The sequence below is a fragment of the Cupriavidus sp. 207A1 genome, from assembly GCF_057798955.1.
Genome location: NZ_JBYOJO010000025.1, coordinates 21,908 through 37,599, shown reverse-complemented (window position 1 = coordinate 37,599; position 15,692 = coordinate 21,908). Strand labels below are relative to the sequence as shown.

The following is a 15,692-nucleotide window of genomic DNA, read 5'->3' as shown; positions in this document are numbered from 1 at the left end:
TCAGGCGCGCGGCGTGTCCGCCGCGGTGTCTTCGGGCGGGATGGCGTAGGTGTAGTCGATCAGCCGCGCCATCGCGCCGCTGCGTGCGCCGGCCTCGGTGCGCTTGGTGAATCCCATTTGCTGGCACAGGCGGTTGGCCGACGCCATTTCGGGCATGGTGCGCACCACCAGCGTCGACGCGCCGATATCGCGCGCGCGCTGGATGCAGATCTGCATGAGCGTGCGGCCCAGCCCCAGGCCGCGCGCCTGCGGGCTGACCGACAGCAGCCGTGCTTCGGGCTGGGTCAGGGTGATGGTGCTGCCGTCCAGCGCCGGCAGTGTCGCGCCCGGGTGGCAGAACAGCACCGCGCCCATGATGCCGTGATCGGTCTCCGCCACCCACCATTCCATGTCCGGGTGGCTGGTCGCCAGCACGGCCTGCATGCCGCGCTGGAACGAGGCGCGGCAATCTTCCATGATGGCGAGCTCGTATTGCCCGTAGGCCTGTTGCGTGACGGCGGCGATATCGCCCCAGTCATGCACCGCCGCCAGGCGGTAATGGAAGCGGGGGGAAGTCGGCGAAGGCAGGGTCATGGCAGGCTGAAAGTGCGGATCCTGCCTGGATTGTAGGCGGATCGCCGCGCCCGCGCAGGATGCGGCCATGACGGTTGCAGGATGGGGACAGCCGGCAAGTTCCGATGGGAAGCTGCCGGCTGTTGTGCTACGGCGCCCGTTGCCGGGCCGCCAGGGAGGGCGCGGGGGCGCGCGGATGCCTTACTGGGCCGCGATCACGTTGGCCGCGGCCACGATCACCGCGGCAATGCGGCCGACGTCGCGCAGCTGCTGCGCGGTCATGCCCTGTTCATTCTTCAGCAGCTGGTAGTGCGACTTCACGCAGAAGTGGCACTTGCCCACGATCGATGCGGCCAGCGCGTACATCTCGAAACGGCGCTTGTCCACGCCGCCATGGGTGGCGTAGGCGTTCATGCGCAGCCCGGCCGGCTGGCTGGCCAGGTCCGGATCGTCGGCCATCTCGACATACGGATACCAGGTGTTGTTCATGCCCATCAGCGCGGCCGCGGTCAGCGCGCCGTTGGTTTCCTCGGGCGACAGCACGCCGGCATTGCGGATGGCGTCCACCAGCACCTTGCTCTGCGCCGCGAATGCCGCCGCCAGCGCCACGCCGACCGCATCGTTGCCTTCCAGCGAGGAACGGGCGATGGTGCCGTCGACGTTCAGGCGGATGTCCTTGGCGTAGTCGGGGATAAGATTCTTAATCGTGCTGAGGAATTCCATTTATTTCTCCTATCGATCAGGGCTCAAAAAACCCGCGCAAGCGGGTTTCGATGCGGAGGGCGGGGCCCTCCGCGGATCGCCACGGCGTCTGGCGACGGTCAGAAATTACAGCGTGGCGCCACCAACCGCACGGTTGCACGGGCACAGCTCGTCCGTTTGCAGGCCGTCCAGGATACGCAGGACTTCGTCCGGGTTGCGGCCGACGTTCAGGTTGTTCACCGAAACGTGCTGGATGGTGTTTTCCGGGTCGACGATGAAGGTCGCGCGCAGGGCAACGCCGGCGGCGTGGTCACGCACGCCCAGCTGGTCGATCAGCGAACCGGTCACGTCGGCGAATTGCCACTGGTTCAGCTTGTTCAGGTCCTTGTGTTCGCGGCGCCATGCCAGCTTGACGAACTCGTTGTCGGTCGAGCCGCCCAGCACGATCGCATCGCGGTCGGCGAAGTCGCCATTCAGCTTGGCGAAGGCCACGATTTCCGTCGGGCACACGAAGGTGAAGTCCTTCGGGTAGAAGTAGATGATCTTCCACTTGCCTTCGAACGACTTCTCAGTGATGTCTTCGAAAGCCGACTGGCCGTTCTCTTCGTGATTGTTGAAACCCGGCTTGACACCGACGACGTGGAAGGCTTCGAGCTTGTCACCAACGGTCTTCATAGACTTCTCCTGATACGGTTGCAATGAGAGCGGTGCCGCTGCCGCGTGCCCCGGCGTGGGACCGGTGAGTCGGCTGCTGCGGCGGCGTACCGCGACAAAACGTGATTATGCGTCATCATCCGGGCCCGGGCTAATTGATATTCTCAAACGGCCCGATAGGCAAAGCATGTGGCGCGTCGTCGCGCCAGCCCCGCCGATCCGATGGGGCAGTATGCCATGCACGATGACACCGTACATGGCAACTTGGTGACGGTTACGGGGAAATCAAGCCGCCTGCATCGCCGCCTCGCTGCCGCGGCGCGCGCGGAAGATCACCAGCGTGGCAACCAGCCCGCACAGCGCGGCGAACATCAGCCACAGCCCGGGCGCGGCCTTGTTGCCGGTGGCGTGGATCAGGTAGGTCGAGATCGCCGGCGTGAAGCCGCCGAACAGCGCGGTCGCAAGGCTGTAGGCCAGCGAGAAGCCGGTGGTGCGCACCGCGGGCGGCATGATCTCGGTCAGCGCCACCACCATCGCGCCGTTATAGCTGCCATACAGGAACGACAGCCACAGCTCCACCATCAGCAGCCGCGCGAACGACGGCTCGGCCACCAGCCACGACACCGCCGGATACGCGGTCAGCAGCGTCGCCACCGTGAAGCCCAGCAGCAGCGGCTTGCGCCCGACCCGGTCCGACAGCGCGCCCATCAGCGGCAGCCAGATGAAGTTGGACAGGCCCACGCACATGGTGACGATGAGGTTGTCGGTGTCGTCCAGCTTCAGCACGGTCTTGCCGAAGGTCGGCGTGTACGCGGTAATCATGTAGAACGACACCGTGGTCATCACCACCATCATGCAGCCGGCCAGGATGATGCGCCAGTTCTGCAGCATCGAGCGGTAGATCTCGCCGATCGCCGGGCGGTGCTTGCGCGCCTTGAAGGCCTCGGTCTCTTCGAGCGAACGGCGGATCAGGAACAGGAACGGCACGATCAGGCAGCCGACCAGGAACGGGATGCGCCAGCCCCATTCGTCCATCTGCGCCGGCGCCAGCGTGGCGTGCAGGATCACGCCGAGCAAGCCGGCGAAGATCACCGCCACCTGCTGGCTGCCCGATTGCCATGCGACATAGAAGCCCTTGCGCCCGGGTTTGGCGATCTCGGACAGGTAGACCGAGACCCCGCCCAGCTCCACCCCCGCGGAAAAGCCCTGCAGCAGCCGGCCGGCCAGCACCAGCAGCGGCGCGGCCACGCCGATGGTGGCATAGCCCGGCACGCAGGCGATCAGCAGCGTGCCCATGGCCATCAGCACCAGCGTCATGATCAGCCCCTTGCGGCGGCCATGGTGGTCGATATACGCGCCCAGCACGATCGCGCCCAGCGGCCGCATCAGGAAGCCCGCGCCAAAGGTGGCGAGCGAAAGCATCAGCGAGGCAAACTCGTTGCCGCTCGGGAAGAACGTCCTGGCAATGGCGGCGGCGTAGAAGCCGTACACCATGAAGTCGTACATTTCCAGGAAGTTGCCGCTGACGACGCGAAACACGGTGCGGAACCCGTGCTGCGAGCCGGCGGACGCTGCGGTGGTCTCTGACATGGCTGTCTCTCAGTCACCGCCGGTGCGATCCGGCGGCATGATTCTCGGGAGGTATCAGCCAGGCGCGCGCGGGCCGCGCCATGTGGGAGGGGAGTTGCCGCGGGCCTGACGGGCGCCAGTGTGCGCCGCGCCCCTGTCATTGCCCTGTCAAATGCCTTTCAGGAAGCTATCAGCGGCTGTCGAAAACCTGTCAGTGCGCCGCTCAGGCGCGCCGGAAGCATGCGCTGACCACCAGGCCGGTGGCCGGCGCGGCGCGGTTGGCCAGCAGCAGCCGGCCGCCGTTGCGCTGCATGATGCGGTTGACGATGGACATGCCCAGCCCGGCGCCCTTGGCCTCGCTGCGCGCGGCGTCGAGCCGGTAGAACGGCCGCGTCAGCAGCGACAGCTGGCCGTCGGGCACGCCGTTGCCGTGGTCGGCCACGGTCAGCACGGCTTCCTTGTCATCCACGCGCGTGGAGATTTCCACCACCGCCATGCCGGTCTGCTCGTCCTTGGCATAGCGGCGCGCGTTCTCGACCAGGTTGTCGAGGATGCGCTGCACTTCCATGCGGTTGGCCACCGCCATCACCGGCTCCTTCGCGCGCACATGCACGCGCACGTCGTCGTGGGCGGCATAGACGCCGACCGCATCGTGCACCAGCGCCGACAGGTCCACCGGCTCGACTGTCTCCAGCGGCGGGCGGGCGTAATTGAGGAACTGGCCGATGATGGCGTCCATCTGCTCGATGTCGGCGATCATGGCGTCGCGCGTGGTGCCGTCCATCGGCGACATCTCGGTTTCCAGCCGCAGCCGCGTCAGCGGCGTGCGCAGGTCATGCGAGATGCCGGCCAGCATCACCACGCGGTCGTCGTCGAGCTGGCGCAGGTCGCGCACCATCTGGTTGAAGCTGTGGTTGGCCAGCGCCACTTCGCTGGCGCCATGCTCGGGCAGCGGCGGCGGATCGCCGCCGGCGCCGATGGCGCGCGCGGCGTTGGCCAGCCGCTTGAGCGGGTAGTTGACGCGCGCGGTGATAAAGGCCGCGCCGATGATCGACAGCAGCAGCGCGGCGATACTCCACCACAGCCACTGGATGCCGGGCACGCGCTCGAAGCGTTCCGGGCTGATCGCGACCCAGTAGTCATCGCCCTCGATCTCGAAGCTGACCCACACGCCGGGGATGTCGTTGACGGTGGTGGCCAGCACGGTGTCCTCGCCCAGGCGGCTGCGGATCTCCTGCTGCACCAGCGAGGTCAGGAACGGGTTGGCGGTGGGCGCGGCGAAGTCGTCGTCCTTCTCGCGCGGATAGACCTTGATGCCTTCGTTCTGCACCAGGTCCAGCAACAGGAAGCGACGCCGCGCGGGATCGGAATAGAGCAGCGCGGCGCGCGTGAGCTTGACCACGCTGACCACCTGCATGGCGATCTGCTGCGCGCGCGGGGCGCGTTCGAACAGCCGGTAGCTCTGGAACCAGATGCCCAGCGAGATGGCCAGCAGCAGGGCGATCAGCATGAAGGTCCGCCAGAACAGCGAACCAAAGAACCGCGTTGCGGTACGGCCGATTACGGTCGCCACGATAGGAACAGCGGCCGCAATCGGTTATTTCACGCCATCGGGAATGAAGACGTAGCCCAGGCCCCATACCGTCTGGATGAAACGGGGGTTGCTGGGATCCGGCTCGATCAGCTTGCGCAGGCGCGAGATCTGCACGTCCAGGCTGCGGTCGAATACTTCGTATTCGCGGCCGCGCGCCATTTCCATCAGCTTCTCGCGCGACAGCGGCTGGCGCGGATGGCGCGCGAACACCTTCAGCACCGAGAACTCGCCGGTGGTCAGCGTGATCTCTTCGTCGTTCTTGGTCAGCGTGCGCGTCGCCAGGTTCAGCACGAAGTCGCCGAAGGCAAAGGTCTCGGGCGTTTCCGACGGGGCGCCTGGCACTTCGGCCGGGCCCTTGCGGCGCAGCACCGCATGGATGCGCGCGATCAGCTCGCGCGGGTTGAACGGCTTGGGCAGGTAATCGTCCGCGCCCATCTCCAGGCCGACGATGCGGTCCACGTCCTCGCCCTTGGCGGTGAGCATGATGATCGGGGTCTGGTCATTGGCGCCGCGCAGCCGGCGGCAGATCGACAGGCCGTCTTCGCCGGGCATCATCAGGTCCAGCACCAGCAGGTCGAAACGCTCGCGCAGCCAGAGCTTGTTCATCGCGGTGGCGTTCTCCGCCACCAGCACGGTAAAACCCTGTTCGCCCAGATAGCGGCGCAGCAGATCGCGCAGACGCGGGTCATCGTCGACGACAAGAATCTTGTGGCTGGTATTTTCCATGGCGGTATCTTAGCGACTATCGCTTTCGCTCAAAATGGCTTAACAAAACGTTACATACTTTACCCCGTGGTATGGCAGTGTGCATCAATCGTGCGATTACACTGCGCAATCCGTCCATTTCGGCGCCGTGCGCGGCGGTTTTCCGCGCATTTTCGCCGGACGCTCCACGGCTTCCGCCAGCCCGTCCAGCGCCAGCTGGCGCAATGCTTGCAGAGGGCGCGGTGCCGGACGGGGTACCGGAATTCCCGGCTTCAGGCAGTCCAACAGGCAGTCCAACCACTGCCTTTTCGCGAAGCCAAGACCGCCATTATCAATGAAAGTGAACCGAACCCGGCACGGGCATCCGCAGCATGGTATCGCCGGCGCATGCCTTGCGCTGGCGCTGGCCGTGCTGGCGCTGTGCATGCCGGGCGGGACGGCACTGGCGCAATCGGCGGGTATGGCCAACCTGCTCAAGCGCTATCCGTCGGCGCAGGCGAGCGACCCGGGCAACAGCCAGCGCGAAGCGCGCGCCCGTGCCGAGCGCCACCGCACCGAACAGCGCGAGGCCGAGCGCCGGCGCGGCGAGGAACGCGGCGGCTCGCGGCTGTCGCCGGACGAACGCCGCCGGCTGCGCAAGAATCTCTACGACTTCGGACGCGACATCTACCAGGGCGGCTAGCCGCGCGGCTGGAAGTGGCGTAGGAAATCCACGAAAACCTCCGCGGCCAGCTGCGCATCTTCGGCGGTGATGGTCTCCAGCGGGTTGTGGCTGATGCCGCCGTTGCCGCAGCGCACGAACAGCATCGCCACGTCGGTGACCCGCTGCATCATCATGGCGTCATGGCCGGCCCCTGACGGCAGCTCGAACGCCTGCAGCCCGCGCTTTTTCAGCACCGCCCCGAACTGATCCATCAGCCGGCGCGCGCACGGCGCGTTGTTGACCGGCGGCACGCGCTCCACCTGCGCGCTCAGGCCGCGGCGTTCGGCAATCTGCGCGATGCCGGCGACGATGTCGGCGATAGCGGCCTCGCGGATGGCATCCTCGCCGGCGCGAATATCCATCGAAAAGGTGCAGGCCGCGGGGATGACATTGCTCGAGCCGTCCGGCACCTGCAACTGGCCGACGGTGCCGACCAGCGTCGGCGCCGCCGCGCAGCGCTGCTCCACCAGCAGGATCATTTCGGCCGCGCCCGCCGCGGCGTCGCGGCGCATGCCCATCGGCGTGGTGCCGGCGTGGCTGGCCACGCCTTCGACGCGCACCGAGAAACGGCTGCTGCCGGCAATCTGCGTGACCACGCCCAACGGCAGCTCATGGTGCAGCAGCACCGGACCCTGTTCGATATGCACTTCGACAAAGCCCAGCAGCGACGCCGGATCGAGCGCCGCGTCGCGCAGCGCCTGCAGCTCGCCGGCGCCGGGCAGGCCGGATGCGGCCAGCGCTTCGCGCAGGGTTACGCCGTCGGCGTCCTGACGTTCGAGCAGCGCGGCGTCGAAGCGGCCGGCCAGCACGCTGCTGGCCAGGAAGCTGGTCTTGAAGCGCAGTCCTTCTTCCTCGGCGAAGGCCACCACGTCGACGTGATAGGGCAGGCGGATGCCGGCCTGGTTGAGCGCGCCGAGCACGGCGATCGGCAGCAGGATGCCAAGCCGGCCGTCATAGCGCCCGCCATTGCGCACGGTGTCGAAATGCGAGCCGGTCAGCAGCACGCGCGCGTCACGCACTGCGGGATCGGCGGCATAGCGGCCGATGACATTGCCGATGGCATCGATGCGCACCTGCATGCCGGCGGCTTCCATCCACTGCGCCAGCAGGGCCTGCGCAGAGCGGTGGGCGGGCGTCAGGTAGGCGCAGGTCAGGCCGCCCTCCATGTCGGAGAAACGGGCGAGTTCGTCGGCATGGGCGAGGATGGTGTCGCCGAGGGAGGCGGAGGTCTGCGTCATGGCGGTACGGCTTGGGACAGGTGGTCGGAAAAGGCGGCGTAGTCCGCGCGCTAGCTGTTGCGCACCCAGGTCTTCCAGGCGATCCACAACTTGCGCAGCGGCGTCAGCGCAATGCGCTGGTTCAGCACCTGGAACTGGCTGGCTTCGAGTTCGTCGAGCAGCGCGTGGTAGATCGCGCCCATCAGCAGGCCGGCGCGCTGGGCGCGACGGTCCTGCCGCGGCAGCAGCGCGAGCGCCTCATGGTACAGCGCGCGGGCCCGGCCGGCGTGGTACTGCATCAGCGCGACAAAGCGACCGGAATGCTCGCCCTTCAGGATCTCGGAAGCCGGCACCTGGAACTGCTGCAAGGTATTGACCGGCAGGTAGATGCGCCCGCGCCGGGCGTCCTCGCCGACATCGCGCAGGATATTGACCAGCTGCAGCGACTGGCCCAGCTTTTCGGCAAAGACCAGCGTCTGCGGATCGGTGTAGCCGAACAGGCGCGCGCTCAGCGTGCCGACCACGCCGGCCACGCAGTGGCAGTAGCGCGCCAGGCCGGCCTCGTCCAGGTAGCGGGTCTGGGTCAGGTCCATTTCCATGCCCTCCAGCACCTCGGCCATCTCGGCCTGGCTCAGGCCGGCGCTGGCGACATGCGGCTGCAGGGCCTGGGTAGTGGGGTGGGTCGGCGCGCCGTCGAACAGGCGGCGCAGCTCGGCACGCCACCAGTCGAGCTGCTGGTGCGCCAGGCCGGCGTCATGGGTGTCGTCGACCACGTCGTCGACTTCGCGGCACCACGCGTACAGCGCGGTGATCGCGCGGCGGCGCTCGGCCGGCAAGAACAGGAAGCTGTAATAGAAGCTCGAGCCGCTCTGGGCGACTTTCTCTTGGCAATACTGATCGGGCGTCACGCCGGTCTCGGGTCGAAGAAGTGGGGAAACCGCTGGGGAACCGCTGGGGAACCGCGCCGGATAAGCGGGGTGCCAGGCCGATGGGGGCAGCCGCGTCGCGGTGCGCCGCCGGCGCGCCGGATTGTAGCACCGCGGCCGGGCTGGCCCGCGCGCGTCCGGCGCGGTTCGCCACCCTGTAGCGCCGCTTGAAGCTTCATTCCAGGCGTTTCGTCGCCTGCCGTTTGACGCACCCCGGGGCGGTCGTTATATTACTGACCGGCAAGTTATTTAGTGCCCGTGCCGGCTTCCGGACACCCGCCGGCTGCCCGCCGGCCTGCGTCAGGCTGCCACCTCGGCGCGCCCGATCGGGCGGCGTGAACCATGGTGGAGCGCGGCCCGCCCAGCAGTTGTACCCATTCCGACTCGTTGCCTACCGATGCCAGTGCTTTGCCAAGTGCCGGAAGTTGCGGCTGCAGATTCCTCTGTCACCTCCGTCGTCACCACGCCGCAGCGGCAGGCCAGGCGCCCCGGCCCGGTCGTGGCGGCGCTGTCGCTGGCCGGTGCGCTGGTCCTGGCCGGCTGCGGCAAGGCGCCCGAGCCCGCGCCGGAGATCCGCCCGGTGCGCATGATGCAGCTCAGTCCGCACAGTGGCAAGACCGCCTTCGAGTTTTCCGGCGACGTGCGCCCGCGCGTGGAGTCGCGGCTCGGCTTCCGCGTCGGCGGCAAGATCGCGGCGCGGCTGGTGGACGTCGGCGCCGTGGTCAGCAAGGGACAGCCGCTGGCCCGGCTCGATCCCGCCGACCTGTCGCTGGCCGAAGCGGGCTCGCGCGCGCAGTTCGAGGCCGCCCGCACCGATCGCGACCTCGCCGCGGCCGACCTGAAGCGCTACAACGACCTGTTCGCGAAGGGCTTTATCAGCGCCGCCGAGCAGCACCGGCGCCAGGCCAGTTTCGACGCCGCCGAAGCGCGGCTGCGCCAGGCGCAGGCCGGGCTGCGCAGCCAGTCCAACCAGACCGCCTATGCCGTGCTGCATGCCGACGCCGACGGCGTGGTCACCGCCATCGACGCCGAGGTGGGCCAGGTGGTCACCCCTGGCCAGCCGGTGGTGCGGGTGGCGCAGACCGCCGAGAAGGAAGTCGCGATCGGCCTGCCCGAGGACCAGGTCGGCCTGCTGCGCGGGCTGACCGAGGTGACCGTCCATACCTGGGCCGAGCCGCAGCGCGCGCTGCCCGGCCGCGTGCGCGAGATCGCCGCCGCGGCCGACCCGGTCACGCGTACCTACGCCACCCGCGTAAGCGTGCCCAATCCGCCCGCCGACCTCAAGCTGGGCATGACCGCGGTGGTGACCTTCGTTCGCAACGGCGCCGCGCCGGCGCTGCGCGTGCCGCTGACCGCGCTGCTGCAGGAGCAGGGCCGCGACATGGTCTGGATCTACGATGCCGCGTCGGGCACGGTCAAGCCAGTGGCCGTGACGTTGGGCGAAGCCTTCGGCAATGACATCGAAGTGCGCCAGGGCCTGGCGCCGGGCCAGACCATCGTCACCGCGGGCGCGCACCTGCTGCGCCCGGGGCAGAAGGTGCGACCGCTGCAGACGGTCGCGCCGGCGTCGGCAGCGGCCGCCACCCCGAAGCAGGGGTGAGCGGATGGACCATTCCCGCTTCAACCTGTCGCGCTGGGCGCTGGAACACCAGCCGCTGACCCGTTACCTGCTGGTGGTGCTGCTGCTCGGCGGCCTGCTGGCATTCTTTCAGCTCGGCCAGGACGAGGACCCGCCGTTTACCTTCCGCGTGATGGTGGTGCAGGCCTTCTGGCCCGGCGCCACCGCCGAGCAGATCGCGGTCCAGGTCACCGACAAGATCGAGCGCCAGCTGCAGGAAGTGCCCTATGCGGACAAGATCCGCAGCTTCTCCAAGCCCGGCGAGACCACGGTGATCTTCCAGCTCAAGGACACCTCGCCCGCGAAGGAGACCGCGCAGGTCTGGTACACCGTGCGCAAGAAGATCGGCGACATCCAGCAGACCCTGCCGGCCGGCGTGCGCGGGCCGTTCTTCAACGACGAGTTCGGCGACGTCTACGGCACCATCTACGCGCTCTCGGCCGATGGCTTCAATTACAAGGAGCTGCGCGAATATGCCGACCTGGTGCGCCAGGAACTGCTGCGCGTGCCGTCGGTGGCCAAGGTCTCGCTGATCGGACTGCAGGACGAGAAGGTCTACATCGAGTTCAACCAGGCGCGCTTTGCCCAGCTGGGGCTGGACATCAACGCCATCGCCGACCAGATCTCGCAGCAGAACAACCTGACCGGCAGCGGCGTGCTGGTGACCCCGAGCGACAACCTGCAGGTGCGCCTGTCGGGCCAGTTCGCCAGCGTGGCAGACCTGGAGAACCTGGTGCTGCGCGGGCCCAACGGCATCGCCAATATCCGCCTGGGCGACATCGCGCACGTATACCGCGGCTATGTCGACCCTACCCAGCAGCGCATGCGCTTCAACGGCAAGGACGTAATCGGGCTCGGTATCTCGATGCAGAAGGGCGGCGACATCATCGAGCTGGGCAAGAACCTGCGCAGCGCCTTCGAGCGGCTGCGCGGCCAGTTGCCGGTGGGCATCGAGATGGACCAGGTGCAGGACCAGCCCGAGGCGGTGCAGCGCTCGGTCGGCGAGTTCGTGCGGGTGCTGATCGAGGCAGTGGTGATCGTGCTGGCGGTGAGCTTCGTCTCGCTTGGGCTGCACACGCGGCCGCTGCGGCTCGATGTGCGCCCCGGGCTGGTGGTGGCGCTGACCATCCCGCTGGTGCTGGCGGTGACGTTCCTGTTCATGAACATCTTCGGCATCGGCCTGCACAAGATCTCGCTGGGCGCGCTGATCGTGGCGCTGGGGCTGCTGGTCGACGACGCCATCATCGCGGTCGAGATGATGGTGCGCAAGCTGGAAGAGGGCTTCTCCAAGATGGAGGCCGCCACCTTTGCCTATACCTCGACCGCGATGCCGATGCTGACCGGCACCCTGATCACCGCGGCCGGCTTCCTGCCGGTGGGACTGGCGCGTTCGACGGTGGGCGAGTACACCTTCGCCATCTTCGCGGTGACGGCGCTGGCGCTGGTGCTGTCGTGGCTGGCGGCGGTCTACTTCACACCTTACCTGGGCTACCTGCTGCTCAAGACCCGCGGCCCGGGCGCGGGCGAGGCCCACGAGGTCTTCGACACGCCGTTCTACGCGCGCTTCCGCCGGCTGGTGGACTGGTGCGTCACCTGGCGCAAGCTGGTGATCGCGATCACGCTGGTGGCCTTCGCGCTGGGCATCTACGCCTTCAAGTTCGTCGAGAAGCAGTTCTTCCCGGATTCCAGCCGCCCGGAACTGATGGTGGAGCTGTGGATGCCGGAGGGCACCAGCTTCGCCCAGATGGAGACCGAAGCCAAGCGCTTCGAGCAACGGATCGGCAAGGACCGCGACGTCGCCAGCCTGACCACCTTCGTCGGCACCGGCGCGCCGCGCTTCTACCTGCCGCTGGACCAGATCTTCCCGCAGTCCAACGTGGCGCAGGTGATCGTGATGCCGGCCAGCACCGAAGTGCGCGACGCGCTGCGCCGCCGTGTCATCCAGCTGCTCGATGCCGAGTTCCCGTACCTGCGCGGGCGCGTCAAGCTGCTGCCCAACGGGCCGCCGGTGGCCTATCCGGTGCAGTTCCGCGTGATCGGCCCGGACGCCGCCGCCGTGCGCCGGCTGGCCGACCAGGTCAAGGCCGAGATGCGCGCCAACCCCAACACCGTCGGCGTCAACGACAACTGGAACGAGAACGTCAAGATGCTGCGCCTGGAGATCGACCAGGACAAGGCGCGCGCGCTGGGCGTGACCACGCAGGCCATCGCCCGCGTCACGCAGACGGTGCTGAGCGGCGTGCCGGTAGGGCAATACCGCGACGGCGACAAGCTGATCGACATCCTGATGCGCACGCCGCGCAACGAGCGCGATGCAATCTCGGACCTTAACAACATGCTGGTGCCGACCAACACCGGCCGCGTAGTGCCGCTGACGCAGGTGGCACGCGTGACGCTGCGCGCCGAGCCCGGCGTGGTCTGGCGCGAGAACCGCGACTTCGGCGTGACCGTGCAGGCCGACGTGGTCGACGGCATCCAGGGCCCGACCGTCACCGCGCAGATCAACCCGAAGCTGGACGCGCTGCGCGCGCAGCTGCCGCCGGGCTACCGCATCACCGTGGCGGGGGCGGAAGAAGAGAGCGGCAAGGCCGGGGCCTCGATCGCGGCGCAGCTGCCGCTGTGCATCTTCATCATCTTCACGCTGCTGATGCTGCAGCTCCACAGCTTCTCGCGCGCGGCGATGGTGTTCCTGACCGGCCCGCTCGGGCTGATCGGCGCCGCGGCCACGCTATTGCTGCTGCGGGCGCCGATGGGCTTCGTGGCGCAGCTGGGCATCACCGCGCTGCTTGGCATGATCATCCGAAACTCGGTGATTCTGGTCGATCAGATCGAGCAGGACATCCGCGCCGGCGTGCCGCAATGGACTGCGATCGTCGAAGCCGCGGTGCGCCGCTTCCGCCCGATCATCCTGACGGCGGCCGCGGCCGTGCTGGCGATGATCCCGCTGTCGCGCTCGATGTTCTGGGGGCCGATGGCGGTGGCCATCATGGGCGGGCTGATCATCGCCACGGTGCTGACGCTGCTGTTCCTGCCGGCGCTGTACGCGGCCTGGTTCCGCGTGCGGCGGCCCGAAGACGGACCGGGCGCCGTGGCCGTGTGACGGCCGGCGCCAGGGTCCTGCGCTACGTCACCAGGCGTGCGCCTAGTTGCAGATCGTGCCGGGAACCGGCTTGCCGGAGGCGGTCAGCCCCTGGCATGCGTCGCCGCTGGCCAGGCTGGTATCCGACGCCGAGGCCGGCGACAGCTTCAGCTTGCCGGCCACGGTGCAGCAGCCGCGCGGCGGTGGCGGGTAGGGGCTGCGTTTGATAGTGGTCCCGGTTATCGTGGCTGGGGCGCTCGGGGTTACCGAAGTGGTCGGTACCGGAGTCACCTCCGCCGCCGGCACGGCAGCCGCTGCGGCAGCACCGGACTTTGGCGGACCGCCCGCTTCGGCGGACTCTTCCACTTCGGGATAGACGCATTGCCCGTGGTGGCAGATCCGCTCACCTTTGCACTGCATGTCGTACTGGCATCCGGCGGCCTGTGCGAGCGATGTCCAGCCAGCGGCCATCGACGCTGCCAACAGCAAGGCAGGGAATTTCATATGCCCTCCGCGGGGCTGAGGTGATCATGCCGGGCACCACCTGCGCAGTGCGCACGGCGGCTCCGACATCTTCAGCATAGATCGCCGCACGGGTCCGCGAAAGGCGCTGCCACTCAGGTGTTCTACCACCTGCGCCAAGCGCCGCGAATCGGCGCAAACGCGCGCGTCGTCGCTTCGACACGCAGCGGTTGCCGCATGGCCGATCGATGTCAATCGAAGTCTTTTTTGGGGGGAGGTTGTCAGCCCGCCACTTGTCGGGCGGGTGGTGCGAGGGAGGGGACTCGAACCCCTACACCATTGCTGGCGTCAGGACCTAAACCTGGTGCGTCTACCAATTTCGCCACCCTCGCGGTCCTTGCGGCGCTGCCCGGGCGGGCGGCCGCGATGCTCGTTGCCGGAGACGAAAGCAAAAAAGGCGGCTGGAAGTGCCCGCCTTTGCCGTCTTCTTGCCGGATCTGCCGCAGGCAGCCCGCAGTGCAACGAGGTTGCGGATTGTAGCGCAAGGCGCGGGGGGAATCCAGCCCCGTGGCGACTGCGCGCCCCGGCGGGCCCGTGCGGCTATATTGTCGGCTTTCCAGACCTTGGTCCCCGCCCATGATTGCCGTTCCGACCCTGACCCCGCTGCGCTGGCGCCTGCTGTTCTGGGCCTGCGCCGCCGCCGTGCTGGCGCTGTCGCTGATGCCGCCGACGCAGCCGCTGCCGACCACTGGCTGGGACAAGGCCAACCACGCGCTCGGGTTTGCGCTGCTGGGCCTGCTGGGCGCTCGCGCCTACGCCGCGCGTGGCTGGCCGCTATGGCTGGGCCTGGTCGCGTATGGCGGCGTGATCGAGCTGTTGCAAGGGCAGACCGGCTACCGCGAGGCCGACTGGCTCGACCTGCTCGCCGACACGGTCGGCGTGGCCGCGGCCATGGCGCTGGACTGGCTGGTGCGCCGGCTCAGCGCTCCTCGGCTTCGAGCGTAAAGCCGGCGCCGTCGTCCTGGCCGAGCAGGTCGACCAGCACGGGCATGGCCTGGCGCAGCGATTCCTGCAGCCGCCACGGCGGGTTGACGATGAACATGCCGCTGCCGTGCAGGCCCAGGCCGCCCTCGACCGGGCGCTTGACCGTCAGGGTCACGTGCAGCCAGCTCTTGAGCGGCAGGCCCTGCAGCTGCACCGGCAACTGCACTGCCTCGCGCCGCTGCACCTGCGGGTACCACACCGCATAGACGCCGGTGGCAAAACGCTCCAGCCCGTCGCGCACGGTCTGCACGGTGCGCGCGTAGTCCTGCTTGTCTTCGTACGACGGATCGACCAGCACCAGCGCGCGCCGCGGCGGCGGCGGCAGGATCGCCTTGATGCCGCCGAAGCCGTCGCCGTCGTACAGCATCACGCGGCGGCCGGCGCCACGGAAGTTGTCGCGCAGCACCTGGATCTCGGTGCTGTGCAGCTCGAACAGCCGCAGGCGGTCGTGCTCGCGCAGCATTTGCCAGGCCAGCCAGGGCGAGCCCGGGTAGTGGCGCAGGTTGCCGTCCGGGTTGAGCGCGCGCACCTGGTCCAGGTATTCGTCCAGCATCGGCGGCAGCGGGGTGCCGCTTGCCGCGGCGCGCCACAGCGGCGCGATGCCGGTCTCGAATTCCGCCTTCTTCTGCGCGTAGGCGTGGTCCAGCGCATAGAGGCCGGCGCCGGCATGGGTGTCGATGTACCAGAACGCCTTGTCCTTCTGCGTCAGGTGCTCCAGCAGTTGCACCACGACGGCGTGCTTGAGGACATCGGCGTGATTGCCGGCATGGAAGGCGTGACGATAGCTGAGCATGTGGAGCAGGGCGCCCTGGCGGCGCAAGATTCGGGGCAGACGGCGGCGTCCGCGGAAAGGCCGCTATGCTACCA

General features: G+C 68.1%; 14 protein-coding genes and 1 tRNA gene. 4 read left to right on the top strand and 11 right to left on the bottom strand.

Features of this window, described 5'->3' with window-relative positions:
* The 6 genes from AC3FMM_RS30510 to ompR form a co-directional block, all read right to left on the bottom strand.
* Positions 1-573: a GNAT family N-acetyltransferase gene (locus AC3FMM_RS30510; RefSeq protein ID WP_115680074.1), complete on the bottom strand. Its 573-nt coding sequence runs from the start codon at positions 571-573 to the stop codon at positions 1-3.
* Positions 574-753: 180 nt separating this feature from the next.
* On the bottom strand, positions 754-1,275 hold the full coding sequence (locus AC3FMM_RS30505; RefSeq protein ID WP_010810111.1) for a carboxymuconolactone decarboxylase family protein: 522 nt from the start codon (positions 1,273-1,275) through the stop codon (positions 754-756).
* Positions 1,276-1,380: 105 nt separating this feature from the next.
* On the bottom strand, positions 1,381-1,929 hold the full coding sequence (locus AC3FMM_RS30500) for a peroxiredoxin (RefSeq protein ID WP_092317241.1): 549 nt from the start codon (positions 1,927-1,929) through the stop codon (positions 1,381-1,383).
* A gap of 264 nt (positions 1,930-2,193) precedes the next feature.
* The gene (locus AC3FMM_RS30495) at positions 2,194-3,498 is read right to left on the bottom strand and encodes an MFS transporter (RefSeq protein WP_115709176.1); all 1,305 of its coding nucleotides are present in this window, start codon (positions 3,496-3,498) and stop codon (positions 2,194-2,196) included.
* Between the two features lie 202 nt (positions 3,499-3,700).
* Positions 3,701-5,050, bottom strand: a complete 1,350-nt coding sequence (locus AC3FMM_RS30490) for an ATP-binding protein (protein WP_115709177.1) — start codon at positions 5,048-5,050, stop codon at positions 3,701-3,703.
* A gap of 24 nt (positions 5,051-5,074) precedes the next feature.
* Positions 5,075-5,797: an osmolarity response regulator transcription factor OmpR gene (gene ompR / locus AC3FMM_RS30485; RefSeq protein WP_010810107.1), complete on the bottom strand. Its 723-nt coding sequence runs from the start codon at positions 5,795-5,797 to the stop codon at positions 5,075-5,077.
* A 313-nt stretch (positions 5,798-6,110) separates the two neighbouring features.
* On the opposite strand from ompR, the gene AC3FMM_RS30480 reads away from it, so the two are divergent.
* Positions 6,111-6,458, top strand: coding sequence for a hypothetical protein (locus AC3FMM_RS30480; RefSeq protein ID WP_115680077.1), 348 nt, complete (start codon positions 6,111-6,113; stop codon positions 6,456-6,458).
* Here the strand turns inward: AC3FMM_RS30480 and AC3FMM_RS30475 are convergent.
* Positions 6,455-7,717 carry a Zn-dependent hydrolase gene (locus AC3FMM_RS30475; RefSeq protein WP_488688168.1) on the bottom strand — a complete coding sequence of 421 codons (1,263 nt, stop codon included), beginning with the start codon at positions 7,715-7,717 and terminating at the stop codon, positions 6,455-6,457. The genes AC3FMM_RS30480 and AC3FMM_RS30475 overlap by 4 nt on opposite strands.
* Before the next feature lie 50 nt (positions 7,718-7,767).
* Complete coding sequence (gene hpnD / locus AC3FMM_RS30470) at positions 7,768-8,604, bottom strand: presqualene diphosphate synthase HpnD (protein WP_111519829.1); 837 nt, start codon at positions 8,602-8,604, stop codon at positions 7,768-7,770.
* A gap of 415 nt (positions 8,605-9,019) precedes the next feature.
* Between hpnD and AC3FMM_RS30465 the strand changes: the two genes are divergently transcribed.
* Positions 9,020-10,222: an efflux RND transporter periplasmic adaptor subunit gene (locus AC3FMM_RS30465; RefSeq protein ID WP_488688165.1), complete on the top strand. Its 1,203-nt coding sequence runs from the start codon at positions 9,020-9,022 to the stop codon at positions 10,220-10,222.
* Positions 10,223-10,226: 4 nt separating this feature from the next.
* Positions 10,227-13,340: an efflux RND transporter permease subunit gene (locus tag AC3FMM_RS30460; protein ID WP_488688163.1), complete on the top strand. Its 3,114-nt coding sequence runs from the start codon at positions 10,227-10,229 to the stop codon at positions 13,338-13,340.
* A 42-nt stretch (positions 13,341-13,382) separates the two neighbouring features.
* Here the strand turns inward: AC3FMM_RS30460 and AC3FMM_RS30455 are convergent, their stop codons facing one another.
* Positions 13,383-13,823 carry a hypothetical protein gene (locus AC3FMM_RS30455; RefSeq protein ID WP_115709184.1) on the bottom strand — a complete coding sequence of 147 codons (441 nt, stop codon included), beginning with the start codon at positions 13,821-13,823 and terminating at the stop codon, positions 13,383-13,385.
* A 263-nt stretch (positions 13,824-14,086) separates the two neighbouring features.
* Positions 14,087-14,173 (bottom strand) — tRNA-Leu (locus tag AC3FMM_RS30450).
* Positions 14,174-14,417: 244 nt separating this feature from the next.
* Between AC3FMM_RS30450 and AC3FMM_RS30445 the strand changes: the two genes are divergently transcribed.
* Complete coding sequence (locus AC3FMM_RS30445; RefSeq protein WP_115709186.1) at positions 14,418-14,786, top strand: VanZ family protein; 369 nt, start codon at positions 14,418-14,420, stop codon at positions 14,784-14,786.
* Here the strand turns inward: AC3FMM_RS30445 and AC3FMM_RS30440 are convergent.
* Complete coding sequence (locus AC3FMM_RS30440) at positions 14,761-15,618, bottom strand: 23S rRNA (adenine(2030)-N(6))-methyltransferase RlmJ (RefSeq protein WP_115680083.1); 858 nt, start codon at positions 15,616-15,618, stop codon at positions 14,761-14,763. The two genes, AC3FMM_RS30445 and AC3FMM_RS30440, sit on opposite strands and share 26 nt — an antisense overlap.
* Positions 15,619-15,692: the final 74 nt, after the last annotated feature.